Origin of the sequence: Chryseobacterium sp. 1B4 (assembly GCF_036631475.1) — a bacterium.
In the GTDB taxonomy this organism is placed as follows: domain Bacteria; phylum Bacteroidota; class Bacteroidia; order Flavobacteriales; family Weeksellaceae; genus Chryseobacterium.
The window spans coordinates 312,671-328,654 of record NZ_JAPNUF010000005.1 but is presented as its reverse complement, the minus strand read 5'-3'; the positions used below and the strand labels follow the sequence as shown (position 1 = coordinate 328,654).

The 15,984-nt window shown below is 37.7% G+C and carries 13 protein-coding genes and 5 pseudogenes; 14 read left to right on the top strand and 4 right to left on the bottom strand.

Annotated features, from left to right (window positions below):
• Positions 1-152: 152 nt before the first annotated feature.
• A complete protein-coding gene (locus OWR28_RS05365) occupies positions 153-1,151 on the top strand; it encodes a T9SS type A sorting domain-containing protein (RefSeq protein ID WP_332385760.1) in 999 nt (332 codons plus the stop codon).
• Positions 1,152-1,214: 63 nt separating this feature from the next.
• Here the strand turns inward: OWR28_RS05365 and OWR28_RS05360 are convergent, their stop codons facing one another.
• On the bottom strand, positions 1,215-3,299 hold the full coding sequence (locus tag OWR28_RS05360) for a TonB-dependent receptor domain-containing protein (RefSeq protein ID WP_332385759.1): 2,085 nt from the start codon (positions 3,297-3,299) through the stop codon (positions 1,215-1,217).
• 166 nt (positions 3,300-3,465) lie between these two features.
• On the opposite strand from OWR28_RS05360, the gene OWR28_RS05355 reads away from it, so the two are divergent.
• The 9 genes and pseudogenes from OWR28_RS05355 (at position 3,466) to OWR28_RS05315 (ending at position 9,437) form a co-directional block, all read left to right on the top strand.
• On the top strand, positions 3,466-4,095 hold the full coding sequence (locus OWR28_RS05355; RefSeq protein WP_332385758.1) for a DUF3575 domain-containing protein: 630 nt from the start codon (positions 3,466-3,468) through the stop codon (positions 4,093-4,095).
• Between the two features lie 221 nt (positions 4,096-4,316).
• The gene (locus OWR28_RS05350; protein ID WP_332385757.1) at positions 4,317-4,460 is read left to right on the top strand and encodes a hypothetical protein; all 144 of its coding nucleotides are present in this window, start codon (positions 4,317-4,319) and stop codon (positions 4,458-4,460) included.
• Positions 4,461-4,574: 114 nt separating this feature from the next.
• A complete protein-coding gene (locus OWR28_RS05345) occupies positions 4,575-5,882 on the top strand; it encodes an MFS transporter (protein WP_332385756.1) in 1,308 nt (435 codons plus the stop codon).
• Positions 5,883-6,151: 269 nt separating this feature from the next.
• Positions 6,152-6,768: pseudogene (locus tag OWR28_RS26830) on the top strand (DUF4919 domain-containing protein).
• 154 nt (positions 6,769-6,922) lie between these two features.
• Positions 6,923-7,276, top strand: coding sequence for an alpha/beta hydrolase (locus tag OWR28_RS05335; RefSeq protein WP_332385755.1), 354 nt, complete (start codon positions 6,923-6,925; stop codon positions 7,274-7,276).
• A gap of 71 nt (positions 7,277-7,347) precedes the next feature.
• Positions 7,348-7,773, top strand: coding sequence for a hypothetical protein (locus tag OWR28_RS05330; protein WP_332385754.1), 426 nt, complete (start codon positions 7,348-7,350; stop codon positions 7,771-7,773).
• On the top strand, positions 7,773-8,243 hold the full coding sequence (locus tag OWR28_RS05325) for an RNA polymerase sigma factor (RefSeq protein WP_332385753.1): 471 nt from the start codon (positions 7,773-7,775) through the stop codon (positions 8,241-8,243). The genes OWR28_RS05330 and OWR28_RS05325 overlap by 1 nt, the downstream gene beginning before the upstream one ends.
• Complete coding sequence (locus OWR28_RS05320; protein WP_332385752.1) at positions 8,233-8,826, top strand: hypothetical protein; 594 nt, start codon at positions 8,233-8,235, stop codon at positions 8,824-8,826. Before OWR28_RS05325 ends, OWR28_RS05320 begins: the two co-directional genes overlap by 11 nt.
• Positions 8,823-9,437 (top strand): class I SAM-dependent methyltransferase, encoded by a 615-nt coding sequence (locus OWR28_RS05315; protein WP_332385751.1) that lies wholly within the window; start codon positions 8,823-8,825, stop codon positions 9,435-9,437. Before OWR28_RS05320 ends, OWR28_RS05315 begins: the two co-directional genes overlap by 4 nt.
• A 116-nt stretch (positions 9,438-9,553) precedes the next feature.
• On the opposite strand, the pseudogene OWR28_RS05310 reads toward OWR28_RS05315, so the two are convergent.
• The 3 genes and pseudogenes from OWR28_RS05310 to truA form a co-directional block, all read right to left on the bottom strand.
• Positions 9,554-11,309: pseudogene (locus OWR28_RS05310) on the bottom strand (ABC transporter ATP-binding protein).
• A gap of 252 nt (positions 11,310-11,561) precedes the next feature.
• Entirely contained in the window at positions 11,562-11,903 is a 342-nt protein-coding gene (locus OWR28_RS05305; protein ID WP_332385750.1) for a hypothetical protein, read from the bottom strand.
• A gap of 23 nt (positions 11,904-11,926) precedes the next feature.
• Positions 11,927-12,659, bottom strand: a pseudogene (gene truA / locus OWR28_RS05300) (tRNA pseudouridine(38-40) synthase TruA).
• A 108-nt stretch (positions 12,660-12,767) separates the two neighbouring features.
• Here truA and lpxK point away from each other — a divergent pair.
• The 4 genes and pseudogenes from lpxK (at position 12,768) to OWR28_RS05280 (ending at position 15,847) form a co-directional block, all read left to right on the top strand.
• Positions 12,768-13,792 (top strand): annotated as a pseudogene (gene lpxK, locus OWR28_RS05295) (tetraacyldisaccharide 4'-kinase).
• Positions 13,776-14,590 (top strand): annotated as a pseudogene (locus tag OWR28_RS05290) (purine-nucleoside phosphorylase). Before lpxK ends, OWR28_RS05290 begins: the two co-directional pseudogenes overlap by 17 nt.
• Positions 14,591-14,793: 203 nt before the next feature.
• Positions 14,794-15,309: a thioredoxin-like domain-containing protein gene (locus OWR28_RS05285; protein WP_332385749.1), complete on the top strand. Its 516-nt coding sequence runs from the start codon at positions 14,794-14,796 to the stop codon at positions 15,307-15,309.
• 82 nt (positions 15,310-15,391) lie between these two features.
• Positions 15,392-15,847 (top strand): GNAT family N-acetyltransferase, encoded by a 456-nt coding sequence (locus OWR28_RS05280; protein WP_332385748.1) that lies wholly within the window; start codon positions 15,392-15,394, stop codon positions 15,845-15,847.
• Positions 15,848-15,984: the final 137 nt, after the last annotated feature.

Sequence of the window (15,984 nt, the reverse complement as noted above, 5' to 3'; positions counted from 1 at the left end):
AAATCTGGAACTCATAAGCAAAGATAAACCGGTAAGGTTTGAAACTTTGAATATAGCCCGGAGAACTCTACGTTATTTGGCCTTTTCTGTCTTGTTGCTCAGGAAAATAAAAGTTTAAACAAGTTTAATTTTAACAAATAATATTTTTGACTATGAAAAAAACAATACTCTTTTTATTAGGGACTTCTGCCATGTTCTCTGCGCAGATTACGCTTACCAAAGCAGCCAACGATCCTGTTTCCGGAGATCTTGTTAACTACAACCTTGTAACCGGAACTGTAGACAACTCTGCAACCGGAGCTAATGTTACTTTTTCGAACGGAAGTCTTACAATGGGCGCTTCATCACAAACAACTTATTCTGTTCCTACTTCTACTGAACTTACTACATTTCCGGGTTCTACGATTAAAATAATGGATGGAACAAATACCATTTATTATAAGGCATCTGACACTAAGCTGGAAATTACAGGAATTGTAAGTCCACAGGCCACCTTAAACTTTAGTGCAGATAACGGAACTTATAATAATTATCCAACTTCTTTTGGAACCGCTCAAAATGACACCGCCAAAGGGACTTTCACCTCATCCGTAGTCAACGGGCTGTTCAGCGGTACAATGGCTACTCAGGCCGATGCATATGGAACTTTGATTATAGGCAGCCAGACGTACAGCAATGTTCTTAGAGTAAAGTATACCCAGAACTTTAATTTATATTTATCTTTTGATGTAATTTATTCCAACCCTATCGGAACAGTTACCAACACAGCATATGCTTATTATGATGCTTCTCACAGATATGCGCTGCTGATTTCCACAAACGGAAATATCAGCATTCCGTTGTTGAGCATCAACCAGACAGCAGCCACTGCATTGGCTTTAAATGAAACATTCCTGTCAACCAGCAATGCCGTGAAAAAGGAAAATTTAATGGTTTATCCTAATCCTGCGCAGGATTTTATCGGCTTCAAAGGAAATACGGATAATTATTCCAAAGCAAATATTTACAGCCTGGACGGAAAGCTGGTTAAAACTTCAGATATAAAATCCGGAACCGTACAGATCTCAGACCTTCCGCCAGCGTCTTACTTCATTGAGATCAGCGGAAAAAATGCTGCAGGCACAAAAAAAACAAAATTCATCAAGAAATAACAAAAGCAAAATCCCCGTTCCTACAAGTGAGCGGGGATTTCTTATTAACATTCAAATTAGCATCTAAAAGGTGGCTGCAGGAGCCGTTTCATTATTAAGCTTTCTCTGCATCTCCGTTTTTTTCCCTTTTGAAAAATCATAGCTGAGCCCCAATACAAACATCGATTTATTATTCATAATCTGAGTATGAACTCTATAATCTACCAAGCTTTCGGGTAAACTTTTCGTTTTGTATTCCGAAGGCATTCCTATCCAGTACATTCCTGTGGAAAATGTCCAGTTTTTATGTTTATAACTGACAAAAATATTATTCTGGTTTTCGTTTGTATTCAGGAAAGCCCCGCTAAGGCTGTACACCGGAATATTAACCTGATATTGTACAGAAAAAGATTTATACTCCGAAGAAACTACAAAATAATTTCCCAAATAATCATTTTTAATCAAAGCACCGGTACTTGTCTTCACGGTTTCAGAAGTAGGTGTGATCACAGCTTTTACTACAAGCAGACTGTTTCCGAAAGGTTTATAAGATCCTGTAAGCTGTACGCCATACCGCTGTCCGTTTTTACCATTTTCATAAGTGAGTGCATAGCCTCCCAATACGTCATCCTGAACATAATACTGATTGATGATCCTGTTGGTATACCGGTAAAATAAACCTGCATTAAAGTCAAAATATTTATTGTTAAAAGAATAGGTCAGGTTATTGGAAAATACCTGTTGAGATTCCAAGAAAGGATTTCCTCTCTGAACAACATTGGGTGCCAATTGTACTACATTACTGCTCAAAGCATTACTCCACGGGCTCACCGGACTGTAACCTGATGTAAAACGAAGATTCTGATTGCTTTTAATCTGATACGCTAAAATAACCTTCGGAGTAAAAGTCCATTCATCAAAAGTATTCTCTGCACTTTTGTTGTGAATATTCGTAAGACCTGCACCGATACGATAGCTGAATTGATCAACTTTTCCAGAAAATTCTGTATAAAAATACTGCTCCAGATAATTAACGCTGTATTGGGAATAGCCGGCAAGGTTATTGAGGTCGTTGGAAATGGAAGACCTTGAAATACGGTATCCGGACGAAAGCTTTCCTGCTTTAAAATCATGGGTATGTGCCAGCTCCCCTACCAGACTTGTCTGCTTTGCTTTCAGCATCATATCATTATCATATACTGACAGACCTGAACCTACAATCCACTCGCCTGCTGTTTCGGAAGTATTGGTAGTATAGTGAGATCCCACTACATTAATGCTCAGCTCATCTTTTTCACCAATCTTTTTTGAATAGTAAAGATCCAGCCTGGGAATTACATAATCTGAACCATTATTTTTAAACATTGCATGCTCCTCTTTCAGGACATCTTCAGTAAATATACTCTGCCCTGTTCCTTTTGAAAACCTGCTGAAAATATCCATATTCAGCTTGGCCTGAAAAGCATAATCATCAGGGACCAGCCTGGTATACCGCACAGCGATATTCTGGAAAGTATAGCCGAAATGATCCGTCCTGTTTTCATCAGAACGGTAATGTTTACCGTTCAGCTGATAGTCATAGATACTGTTTACCCTTCTGTCATTATAATCCCTCAGATTCAGGGAATATTCCAGCCCGAAATTATTTTTTCCTTTTGTATAATCGGCATAGGCAGATCCATTCACAAAACCTGTATTCAAAGCTGTGGAAACATCAGCACCAAAAACATATCCCGTTTCCGTAGACCTTGTCAGAATATTAACTACAGTATCAGCTCGTGTTGCCCATCTTGCCGGTGGTATATCATAATATTCCACCTTTACTACTTCACTGGGTGCTACACTCCGGATCTGCGTATCCGTAGCTTCAATTCCATTGATAAGAAATAATGTCGTTCCTCCTTTTGTACTGGTAACCGTATTCGCTACAGGATTCAGCTGTAATTCCGGGAGGGTGCGAAGGAGATCTTTTGCATATCGGGCTTTTTCCAGAGCCTCCTTATCAAAAGTATAAACGGCTTTATCCGCAAACTGTTTTTTCCGCTGAGATTTTAAAATAACTTCCTGAATTTCTTTGGCAGCCGCTACATCAGCCGTATCACTTTTCTTCTCCTGAGAAAATATGAAAGTTCCGCAAAGGAAGAAAATGGTATATATAGTTTTTTTCATTCTGAAGATGAATTATACCATTAGGACAACCCATCTCCGATGTTTATTACATTTATAATTACAACTTATTAAAAAATATTCATAATTTCCATGTAAATTCTAATTATTATGTTAAATTCAGCCCGTTTTTTGCTGGTTATTTTTTTACACCGCAAAATGTAAAGTCATGAAAAAGTTATTCATATTAATTCCGTGCTTTCTGTTTCCTGTATTGGAGGCACAGGAGATTCAAAATGATTCGGCAGAAAAGATGAATATCATCAAAACCAATGTCACGGCCTATGCATTCAGAAATATCAATCTGTCTTATGAACGGGCCATTAACCAGTGGTTTTCTGTGAATATCGGCTTTGGAACTATGCCGGAAGGGAAAGTGCCTTTCATTAATGCCTTTCTGAAAGATGAAGATGAGAAAAGATTCCAGAATCTTAGAGTAAAAGCAACCAATTTCACCATTGAACCTAGATTTTATATCGGTAAAGGCTATGGGAAAGGGTTTTATTTTGCGCCTTATTACCGCTACTCCAGCGTCACCTCCAATACTTTTGATTTTTATTATGATTATAAGGGGCCGGGTGGGGTTACCTACCAGATTCCTATTAAAGGGCAGGGAGATACCAAAGGAAACAGCGGCGGGCTGATGGTTGGGGTACAGTTCTTTTTAACAAGAAGCCAGAATCTTGTGCTGGACTTCTGGATTGCAGGAGCTCACTATGGAAGTGGAAAGGGCGATTTTACCATGACCTCAGATTATGTACTGACGCCCGACATGCAGGCCCAATTAAAAAAGAAATAGAAAACCTCGATATTCCATTCGTAAAATATACCGTGGAAACCAATGCCAATGGAGCCAGAATAAAAGTAGACGGTCCCTGGGCAGGTTTCAGAAGCGGACTTTCGATTGGATACAGATTTTAAATACACAATTTATAATAAACCGTTCTTTATCAGTACGGTTTATTTTTTTCTGAAATTTGTATCTTGGATCCCATTATAAAAACTTCCTGAAATTATACGATGAACTCAATCTCAATCACCACCGGCCAAAGAATCAAGGCGATCATAGGCGGATCTATCGGAAATCTTGTCGAATGGTATGACTGGTACGCGTATGCTGCCTTTGCCATCTATTTTTTCGCATTCTTTTTTCCCGGATTCTGATCTTAATGCACAACTGATGAATACTGCGGGAATATTTGCTGTAGGTTTTCTCATGAGGCCAATAGGTGGATGGATGTTCGGGAGTATTGCAGATAAGATCGGAAGAAAAAAGCGATGACGCTTTCCGTTTTGCTGATGTCTTTCGGATCATTACTGATAGCGCTTACTCCAACTTACGAATGTATAGGCATTCTGGCCCCTTTATTACTTTTACTTGCAAGGCTGCTTCAGGGCTTAAGTGTTGGTGGAGAATACGGAGTCTCCGCAACTTACCTCAGCGAAATGTCTACACAGGACAGAAGGGGATTTTATTCAAGTTTTCAATATGTCACTTTAATTGGCGGTCAGCTGATTGCTTTAGGAATTCAGCTTATTTTACAGAAATTGCTTCTGACCGAAATCCAACTGGAAGAATGGGGCTGGAGAATTCCTTTTGTGATCGGGGCCATGCTTTCTATTATCGCATTGTATCTTCGGGCTAATCTCCATGAAACCGAAGCTTTTGAGAATAAGAAAGATGTGAGTGAAAAGAAAAAAGGAACGGTAAAGGAGTTGCTGAAACACCCGAAAGCTTTGCTTACTGTTGTAGGTCTTACATTAGGAGGAACGCTGGCGTTTTATACCTACACAACATATATGCAGAAATTCCTGGTTAATACGGTTCATCTTACCAAGGAACAATCTACCCTGGTCTCCTTTATTTCATTATTTATATTTGCCTGTCTCCAACCTGTATTTGGAGGGCTTTCTGACAAAATCGGAAGAAGACCGCTCCTTTTAGGGTTTGGAATACTGGGAACTTTATGTACGGTTCCGCTTCTTACAGCCCTCAGCACTACCACTTCAATCTGGACTGCATTTTTCCTGATCATGGCTGCATTAATTATTGTAAGCGGCTACACTTCCATCAACGCAGTAGTAAAAGCCGAACTTTTCCCTTCTGAAATCCGGGCACTTGGCGTAGGCCTTCCTTATGCTATTACTGTGGCTGTATTTGGAGGAACTGCAGAATATATTGCACTTTGGTTTAAGAAAATTGGTTCTGAAGAATACTTTTACTGGTACATTACCGGATGTATTCTCTTTTCTCTGGTTGTTTATATCGGAATGAAGGATACTAAAAAAACTCTACCCTGGATAAAGATTAAAGTTCAGAACTTTATAAAAAATTGCGCCGCAGATTCCTGCGGCGCAATTTCTATTTTAATGATAGGCCTGTTTAAATTTTTCAATCATACTGTCCAGATTATGACGCTGGACATATATGCTTTTCACCTCCTGATACCTTGGCGATTTGTAGAAAACCTCGTGGAAATCCATACTTCCGTTTCCCACCTTTACTACTTTCTGTACTTCGATATTCAACTTTCTCAATTCGTCTTTGAAGACTTTAAATTCATCTTGGATACTACTGCTCATTAATATTTTTGGTTTTTAGTTAAAAATTCCACTTACCCCTTCAAATATTAGGGGTTGTCTCTCAAATTCTGAATAAAGTTAGTAAATTTATCAACACAAAATAACACTTTGTCAATATTTTATCATTTTTTTTACAAATAGTCAGTTAATAATATCCGATTGATACATATTTCGTATTTTTAACTTCATAAAAAATCGCAACAACATTATACAAACCATGATTATTAAAGCATTTTTATCATTATTCTTTTTAACACTTCTCACTTTTCTGAATGCTCAGAAAATGGAATTCAAACACCGGATTATGCAGTAATTCAAAAAATATTGAAGATAAAAACTCGGAATTCTATTATCCGAAGCTTTTAAAAAGATTAAAACAGAATGATACGCTTCTTACAGGCAGCCAATATCGTCATCTTTATTTTGGTTATACCTTTCAAAAAGAATATCAGCCCTATAAGACCGGGAAGAAAGCTGAGGAAGTAGCCAAATATTACAGTGGAGAAGGTATTTCACAAAAGACCTCTCAAAAGGAATCCAGCTGTTTTTGGGTGCTCTGGATGAAAATCCGCTGGATCTGCGTGCCATGAATTATCTCGCCTATCTGTATCATTTAAATAATGATGATGAAACTGCAAGAAAAATTGCAGGAAACTTCCATGGGCTATTAGGCGCTATTCTGACATCCGGTGATGGATTGACATGTGAAACAGGCTTTCATGTTATTTCCGTAACTGATGAATACGTACTTCTGAACAGGTTCCAGATGGAAACCCAATCACAAAGCCTGAAAGGAAAATGTGATTATCAGGAGTTTGAAAAAGGCAAATATAAAGTGCCGGGATTTTATTTTGACATCAGCAGATTCTATGGAAGAATATTAGATTAATAATTTTTATAAAATAAATTCCATATGGTTTTACCCTGAATATAAGGGTTTCGGAGAAGGAGAAATAATTTTTTTCATAAAAAATAAATTTTTGTGTAACATTTTTTAAAGTTTCGTCTCTAAAAGACAAATAAACCTTAAAACTTTAGAAATCATGAAAAAATTTACATTCCTTCTTATCATCATGTTATTTTTTTTAGCGGTGTGCAATATATTTGGACAGCAAACAGCATATCCGTTTGAAGTAAAGAAAACCGGAAAAGGTAACCAGTCATTAATTTTTATTCCAGGGTTTGCTTCTTCAGGAGATGTATGGAGCGAAACGACTGCAAAGTTTGAAAACAACTTCACTTGTTATACTTTAACGATGGCAGGATTTGCCGGAACAAAACCGCAGGCAGAGGCCAGCTTTAGAGATTGGGAAAAAGGAATTGCAGCTTATATCAGAGATCATAAAATTGACAAGCCTATCCTTATCGGGCACAGTATGGGAGGGGGCTTGCCTTAGCTATCGCAGCCGATTATCCGGAACTTGCAGGTAAAATCATTATTATTGATACTCTTCCGTGCCTGGCAGCAATGTCTGATCCCAATTTCAGTGTAAAAGAGAATAATGACTGTTCATCCACCATTACTCAATTAACTGCTATGAATGATGAGCAGTTCCGAAAAATGCAGGCTCAGGCAATCCCACGTCTTCTGGCAGATACTTCTATGCAGGAAACTGTAATCGGCTGGAGCATGAAGTCGGACCGAAAAACATTTGCTAAAATGTACTGCGACTTTTCCAATACCGATCTCAGAGAGAAAATAAAAAACATACAATGTCCTTCTCTTATTCTTCTGGAATCGTTTTTTGTTAACCTTAAACCAACGATTGAAAGCCAGTACAGGAATTTAAAAAATGTCAATATGCAGTATGCTTCAAAAGGATTGCACTTCATCATGTATGATGACAAGGATTGGTATTTTAACCAGCTTACTAACTTTTTATCTTCGAAATAATGATTTTTGAAGAGATATACGAACTCTACTGGCAAAGGATATTCCGTTTATGCATGGGATATGTGAACGACACCGAACTTGCCCAGGATCTTGCCCAGGAAACCTTTATCATTGTATGGCAGCAGCTTCCTAAATTCAGGAATGAATCCAGCGTAGGAACATGGATTTTCAGAATTGCTTCCAATAACTGTCTCCGGCAGATTGAAAAGGAAAAGAAATTTGCCAAAGCAGATTTACCGGTTAATCTGGAAGAGAAAAAGCAGGAATCCATGGAACCCCAGATCCAGATGCTCTACCAGTATATTTCTGAGCTGCCGGAAACAGACAGAATCATCATTTCATTGGAACTGGAAGAGGTAAAACAGGCTGAAATAGCCCATATTGTAGGACTTTCAGAATCCAATATCCGGGTAAAGATTCACAGAATAAAAGAAAAATTAACGCAAAAGTTTAAAGAAAATGGATTCTAATATAGATTTTAAAAATATATGGAAGCAGCAGACTTCCAACAAACCCAATATGGAAGAGCTTCTCGGTAAACTGAAAAAATTCAGAAATCAGAATCTGCGCAGACTGATCTTTGCTAATATTGGATTAATTGCTACTTCTTTATTGATTCTTTTCATCTGGTACCGTTACCAGCCTGAAATGATCACTACAAAAATCGGGATTGTACTTGTAGTTTTGGGAATGGTTATTTTCTTACTTGCCTACAACAAAATGTTTATGGTTTTCTACAAAATTGATCAGACCCAGTCAAATAACGAATATCTGCAAAGTTTATATGTGGTAAAAAATAAGCAGAAGTTTATGCAGACCACCATACTCAACCTCTATTTCATGATGCTGTTTCTCGGAATATGCTTTTATATGTATGAATACACTTCAAGAATGACTCTTGGTTCAGCAATTCTGACCTATGCTGTAACCTCGGCCTGGATTGCTTTCAACTGGTTTTATCTGAGACCGCGAACCATAAAAAAACAGCAGGGGAAAATTGACGAATTAATTAATAAATTTGAAGAGATCAATAATCAATTAAAAGAATCATGATATCTTCCGACAACAAAAACCACTGGGAAAACGTATATGAAACCAAAAACCCGGACCAGGTAAGCTGGACCCAGAAAAAACCTCAGACGTCGCTTGACTTTATTACATCTTCAGGATTGGGAAAAGATGCCGGCATCATTGATATCGGAGGTGGAGACAGCAACCTGGTGGATTTTCTTCTTGAGGAAGGCTACGAAAACATTACGGTACTTGATATCTCAGCCAAAGCTTTGGAAAAAGCGCAGGAAAGATTGGGAGATGCAGCCGGCAAAGTAAAATGGATTGCGGCAGATATTACTGCTTTTGAACCTACGGAAACGTATGACATCTGGCATGACAGGGCCGCCTTTCATTTCCTTACAACTCCGGAGCAGGTTTCAAAATATATTGATATTGCAGAAAAGCATGTAAACAATTTTATGATTATCGGAACTTTTTCTAAAAACGGTCCCACCAAATGCAGCGGACTGGATATTCAGCAGTATGATGATGAATCATTAACTGAAAAATTTGGAGTTGGTTTTACAAAGGTAAAGTGTATTACAGAAGATCATATTACTCCTTTTGAGACCATTCAGAATTTTGTTTTCTGCAGTTTTAAAAAGCTTTGATAGGTACAAGCGGATATTTTAAACAAAAAAACTGTATAAATTACAAGCCACAAAAGGTTAGACCAAAAAAGAGAATCATAATGACTCTCTTTTTGTTTATTTATAATTCCTTTGGGCTATGATTCTTTTTCTTCCTCCATTTCCACTTCATGACGAAGCTGGGCTTTGTAAAGTGTAGCATAGTATCCGTTCTTATCCAGAAGCTCAAGATGCTTTCCTTCTTCTACGATTTTACCATGCTCCATCACAATGATCTTATCTGCTTTTTCAATAGTGGAAAGTCTGTGGGCAATAATAATGGAAGTCCTGTTTTTGGTAATTTTTTCTGTTGCTCTCTGGATCAGCTTTTCACTTTCATGATCAATAGAAGAGGTTGCCTCATCCAGAATTAAAATTTTCGGATCTGATAAATAAGCTCTCAGGAAAGATAACAGCTGTCTCTGCCCTAAAGAAATGGATGAGCCTCTTTCGCTCACTACATAATCATATCCGCCGGGAAGCTGCTCAATAAACTGATCGACTTCAATTTCTCTCGCTCCTGCTTTTATTTTATCCAGTGTTATAGTGTCATCACCGAAGGCAAGATTTTCAAAAATACTTCCATGAAAAAGGAATACATCCTGGAGCACAACTCCGATATGACTTCTCAGATTATATAACTCATAATCTTTTAAGTTTACATCATCAATCAGAATATTTCCGGAATTGATGTCATACAGCCTTGTGATTAAACTGATAATGGTAGATTTTCCGGCTCCTGTTGCTCCGACAATGGCTACGGTTTCTCCCGGATTTACCTTGAAATCAATCCCTTTCAGTACTTCCTGTTTTTCATCATAAGCGAAATGTACTTTCTGGAATTCAATTTTTCCGGCAAAATGATCTTTCTTCACTGTTCCGTTATTCGGCATTGAATTTTCTTCATCCATCAATCCCAGCACTCTTTCTGCACCTACGATTCCCCGCTGGATATTATTAAAACGGTCTGCAATCTGCCTCAAGGGGCGGATCAGCATGGAAATATACTGGATAAATGCAATCACCACCCCGGCACTGATGGTAATATACCCCCATAGAAAAGGATAAATCCTATAAATAATGATGAAATAAGTTCTACTACCGGAAAGAAAAGAGAGAAAATAAATACGGTTCTCAGCAATGCCCCTTTCAGGGTAATATTGATATCATCAAATTTCTTAAACTCAGCTTCCTGTCTGTTGAACACCTGGATAATCGGCATTCCGGCAAGCCTTTCCTGTACAAAAGAGTTCTGGTTGGCGGTCCAGTTTCTCTCATCCCCGAATGCTTTCTTCAGTCTTTTCTGGAAGAACCTCGTAATGACTACCATCAAAGGTAAAATAGCCAGTGTAATATAACTCAGGTGAACATTGGTACTGAACATCATGACCAATACAAACAGAATTCTCAGGATATCCCCGAATACCATCAGGAAACCATCTGTATATACTGTTGCAATGGTTTCCACATCTCCTACAGCACGTGTTACCAGCTGCCCGATCGGAGTTTTATCAAAAAATGAAGTCTTGAAATAAATCAGCTTAGCATACAAACGCTCTCTGATATCCCTGATCACATTCTGCGAAATAAAATTTGAAAAATAAACCAGGAAAAATTTAAAATCGTTTCAGCAAATACCAATCCTACAAGGATATAGATATGTTTCATCATCAAAGCCTTATCATGAAGCTTTGTTATGTCATTATCCACCACCTGCATGGTAAGATAAGGCCTGTAAGTGGAAACTATCGAAAGGAATATGGAAATGATAAGGGTAAGGATAAACCAAGAACGAAATTTCATTCCGATAAAGAACAGCCTTTTTATAATTCCCCAGGTATCTTGTTTTTTCATTGTACGAATCGAAAGAAAGAATTAAAATAAAAATTCTATGCAAAAATAAGACTTTATACCCGGACTGCCTTTACAACTTTTGCAAATCGTCATAGAAAGTTTCAGATACCTGTCATTTACAAAATGAATATATTAAACATTCTTTTGCTTCCACTTCAGTTTATATTCTTTGTCAATTCCGGTCCTGATTATTTATACCGACCCATTTTAAAGAATAAACTTAACTTCCAGTCAATGAGAGATGCTCAGATCTTATTCAGAAGTCTTCCCTATTTCTTCAATTTCGACTATTGGTTTTACAGATCTTTCTTTGATAAATTTATTTTCAAGGAATTTATAAACTCCCCAAACGGCAACAATAGAGATCAACCAGCCAACGATATTCACTGCGGAAAATCCTGTATAATTTACATTTTCTGCGGTTTCAGGATCTGTAATACCCAGATACATCCCGTAGGCGAAACCTAACAAGAGCTGGGTTCCTAAATAAATACCGATAGCCAGAACACCATACTGCCATTTTGTTTTTCCAAACCTTTCTGCTAATTGTGCATAATACCGGTAAGCACCGATAAGAATAAAAATTGATAACATGATTATTTGTTTTTTTGTTTAATTTAAAATTCATAGCCTACATCCACCAGATACAACCTGTGTCCCGGAGCTGAAGTTCCTGCAGCGTTACGGTTTTTATCTTCAATTACTTTACGGAGATCCTCAGGCTTCAGTTTTCCGGTTCCTATTTCTACCATTGTTCCGACAATAGCACGAACCATATTTCTCAGAAAACGATTGGCAGAAACTGTGAATTTAAGTTCAGTTCCGTTCTGCTCCCATTCTGCTTTGTAGATTTTACAGATATTGGTTTTGTTGTCTGTTTTTAACTTTGCAAAACTGGTAAAATCTTCATATTCAAAAAGAATTTTGCAGGCATCGTTCATCGCATCAACATCCAGAGATCTTTTCCAGTGCTGCCAGGCAGATTCCTGAGTGAACGGATTTTTTTCCAGGGAGATATAATATTCGTAGGTTCTGTATGTCGCATCAAAGCGGGCATGAAAATCATCTTTTACAGGAAAAATCCTTTTGATGGAAATATCAGGCGGAAGAAAACTGTTCAGCCTTCGGGGAAGCTGATCATCCAACTCTTTTTCCGTATCAAAATGGGCAAATATTTTTTTGGCATGAACTCCCGTATCTGTTCTTCCTGCTCCCGTAGTTTTAATCTCTTCGCGCAAAATTGTAGACAGCGCCTTTTCCAGTTCTTCCTTGTACAGAAATAGCATCCGGCTGTATCTGATAGCCGAAATAATTCTTTCCGTTGTAAGAAAATTCAATAAAGTATCTCAATGTATTGTAATAACTCCACAAAAATACTTTAATTTAACGAAATATTTGTTGAAAAGTCTTTGAGAATATTACATCAATGCTTATGAAAATTCCTATTTTTGCAAACGTATGAAAAGATGGTACCTTTATCCTTTTTCCCTTGGTTATCATTTGGTAACGGGTATCCGAAACACAATGTATGATCTGGGAATTTTTAAGTCGACAAAATTCAAGACTCCGATAATCAATGTCGGGAACCTTTCTGTGGGCGGAAGCGGGAAATCCCCCATGGTGATGTATCTCGCCCAGTTCTTATCCAAACATTACAGAACCGGTGTTCTTTCACGAGGCTACGGAAGGCTGACCAAAGGCTACGAAGTAACCAATTATGAAAGTAATTACAAAATGGTGGGTGATGAAGCGATGCAGCTTTTTGAGCGTTTTAAAAACCGCTTTGTCATTGCGGTTTCCGAAGACCGGGTGCCGGGTGCCAAAAAAGTAATCAGCGATATGGATCTGGAGGTCCTCGTTTTGGATGATGCCATGCAGCACAGAGCCATTAAGGCAGGATTCAATATTTTAATGACCGACTTTAATGACCCGTTTTTCAAGGATTACCTTCTTCCTGCCGGCGATCTCAGGGAATCCAGGTCAGGATATAAAAGAGCAGATATCATTATGGTCAGCAAATGCCCTGACGAACTGACTGAGGAAACAAAAAGGTATTATATTTCAAGAATAAAACCTTCACATGGACAAAAAGTATTCTTTTCATCCATCGGTTACGACGAAAATGTATACGGAAAAGATAAAATGCTTCCGGACAATAACCTGAATTATTATGATATTTTACTGATCACCGGAATTGCCAATCCGAAACCGCTTCTGGAGCATCTGGCAAAATTCTCAAAAAGGGTGAAACATTTAAAATTCAGAGACCATCATAATTTTACCGATGATGATATTAAAAAATCCTTGCCGAGTATAAAAAATTAGGGGAGTATAAGCTGATTTTAACCACAGAGAAAGATTACGTACGTCTGAAAACTTTTGACTATCTTAGAGAAATTGTTTACTACTGGCCTATCAATGTACTGATTGATAAGAAAGAAGAATTCAATCAAATCATCTTAGATTATGTTAGAAAAAATTAAAGAAACTGCAGATTTCATTAAAAATATCATTCAGGAAACTCCTGATTTTGCGGTTGTTTTAGGATCCGGACTTGGGAAATTACAGCATGAAGTAGAGCCTATCCATATTTTAGAGTACAAAGATATCCCTCATTTTCCACAAACTACAGTAGCCGGACATACCGGAAAACTGGTTTACGGAAAGCTGGAAGGGAAAAAGTTCTGATGATGAGCGGCCGTTTCCATTATTACGAAGGACATTCCATGGAAACCGTGACTTTTCCCGTAAGAGTCTTTCATTTACTGGGCGTTCAAAATCTTATTCTTTCCAACGCATGTGGCGGTGTAAATCCAGCTTACAGTGTTGCAGATATCGTTATTCTGAAAGATCATATCAATATGATGCCTGAGCACCCGCTTCGTGGAAAAAATATTGATGAGCTAGGGCCTCGTTTTGTGGATATGAGCGAGCCTTACAACAAAAAAATGATGGCAACGGCGGAACAGGCTGCTGCTGATCAGCATATTAAAATACACCAGGGAGTTTACGTTGCGCTCCAGGGGCCGACCTTTGAAACTCCTGCAGAATACGGAATGATCAAAGCCATTGGCGGAGATATGGTAGGAATGAGCACCGTTCCCGAAGTCATTGTTGCCAGACATATGGGAATGGATGTTTTCTGTATTTCAGTGATCACAGATCTTGGCGGGCCGGATATTGCTTTCGCTGTTTCCCATGAAGAAGTGCTGAATGCCGCCAACAAAGCAATGCCCAATGTAATTGCCGTAGTAAAAGGCTTAATTAAAAACTATCAGTAGAAATAACCTTATATTACAACTGAAGACGTAACATTCCCCTCCTTGGGGTGGCAAAAATTCAAAGGATTTTTGCCGGGTGGTTTCCACATTTCCACTCTCCTACCCATAGAGTCCGTCAATATTATAAATTTTTCCTAATTCCGAAGAAATCAATCTCAGATTGCCATTCATTGTTTAGATTTGTATAAATGAAATTGTACGAGATGAAAAAGTTGATATTAATTTTTATGATGGGAATTTTTGGGATAAGTTATTCACAAAAAGTCCCGGCTGTCCTTAAAACAGGATTTTCAAAAGAAGCCTTACAGCAGAAACTGGAAGATGAAGACGGAAAAAGTGTGACCATACAGCAGATTCTTGAACAGCATAAAGGAAAAGTTTTAGTTATTGATTTCTGGGCAGGATGGTGCAGAGACTGTTTAAATGCACTTCCAAAAGCCAAGGAACTGGAAGAGCACAACAAGAATATCGATTTTGTATTTCTGTCATTAGACCGTTCAAAAGAAGGGTTTGAAAAAAGCCTTGAAAGATTTGATATGAAACACAAAGAAAATTATTGGTTTTCCACAGGCTGGAAAAATGATTTTAATAATTATGTAGATCTTAACTGGATCCCAAGATATATGGTTATTGATCAGAAATCTTCCATTGCAAAATATTACGCAATATCACCTGCAGATCCTGAACTTCAGCAAACCATTGATCAACTTTTAAAATAATTGTCATTAACTTTAAAAACATACAAACTCATTGGAAATGATCAACTTTCAATGAGTTTTAAAATTTTATTCATATAACACCATGATCACAAGAGAAGCTACGGAACAGGATTTAAAAATCCTTTTAGAATTTGAACAGGGCATTGTGACTGCTGAAAGACCTTTCAACAGTACACTTATTGAAGGAGAGATTCATTATTATGATTTAAAACATCTGATACTGTCTCCGGACGCGACAGTAATTGTTGCAGAAGAAAATAATGAGATTATTGCATCAGGATATGCCCTGATTAAAAAAGCAGAGAAAGAGTATTATCAGTTTAAAGAATATGCCTATTTAGGTTTTATGTACGTCAAACCTGAACATCGTGGAAAAGGAATCAATAAAATGATTACCGATGAACTTATTTCCTGGTCAAAATCCAGAGGGATAAATGAGGTAAGACTGGATGTATATGCTCAGAATGAATCTGCCATAAAAGCTTATGAAAAGACTGGTTTTGAGCCTCACCTTCTTACCATGAGACTGAAACCGTAAAAGGCCGGAAGCAGGAAGACGGGAGATGGAAGTTGTTCATGTCCTAAGAATAATTTGTGACTTTTCTAATCGGTTTTCGATAATTAAGACATAAATTTCCCTATCGATTTCATTAATTTCAAGCCTCCAGCTTCAAA

Excerpts from the sequence above, each read along its gene's own strand:
- OWR28_RS05365 (WP_332385760.1), top strand. The coding sequence starts at position 153 with ATGAAAAAAACAATACTCTTTTTATTAGGGACTTCTGCCATGTTCTCT.
- OWR28_RS05360 (WP_332385759.1), bottom strand. The coding sequence starts at position 3,299 with ATGAAAAAAACTATATATACCATTTTCTTCCTTTGCGGAACTTTCATA.
- OWR28_RS05355 (WP_332385758.1), top strand. The coding sequence starts at position 3,466 with ATGAAAAAGTTATTCATATTAATTCCGTGCTTTCTGTTTCCTGTATTG.
- OWR28_RS05350 (WP_332385757.1), top strand. The coding sequence starts at position 4,317 with ATGAACTCAATCTCAATCACCACCGGCCAAAGAATCAAGGCGATCATA.
- OWR28_RS05345 (WP_332385756.1), top strand. The coding sequence starts at position 4,575 with ATGACGCTTTCCGTTTTGCTGATGTCTTTCGGATCATTACTGATAGCG.
- OWR28_RS05335 (WP_332385755.1), top strand. The coding sequence starts at position 6,923 with ATGAAAAAATTTACATTCCTTCTTATCATCATGTTATTTTTTTTAGCG.
- OWR28_RS05330 (WP_332385754.1), top strand. The coding sequence starts at position 7,348 with ATGTCTGATCCCAATTTCAGTGTAAAAGAGAATAATGACTGTTCATCC.
- OWR28_RS05325 (WP_332385753.1), top strand. The coding sequence starts at position 7,773 with ATGATTTTTGAAGAGATATACGAACTCTACTGGCAAAGGATATTCCGT.
- OWR28_RS05320 (WP_332385752.1), top strand. The coding sequence starts at position 8,233 with ATGGATTCTAATATAGATTTTAAAAATATATGGAAGCAGCAGACTTCC.
- OWR28_RS05315 (WP_332385751.1), top strand. The coding sequence starts at position 8,823 with ATGATATCTTCCGACAACAAAAACCACTGGGAAAACGTATATGAAACC.
- OWR28_RS05305 (WP_332385750.1), bottom strand. The coding sequence starts at position 11,903 with ATGTTATCAATTTTTATTCTTATCGGTGCTTACCGGTATTATGCACAA.
- OWR28_RS05285 (WP_332385749.1), top strand. The coding sequence starts at position 14,794 with ATGAAAAAGTTGATATTAATTTTTATGATGGGAATTTTTGGGATAAGT.
- OWR28_RS05280 (WP_332385748.1), top strand. The coding sequence starts at position 15,392 with ATGATCACAAGAGAAGCTACGGAACAGGATTTAAAAATCCTTTTAGAA.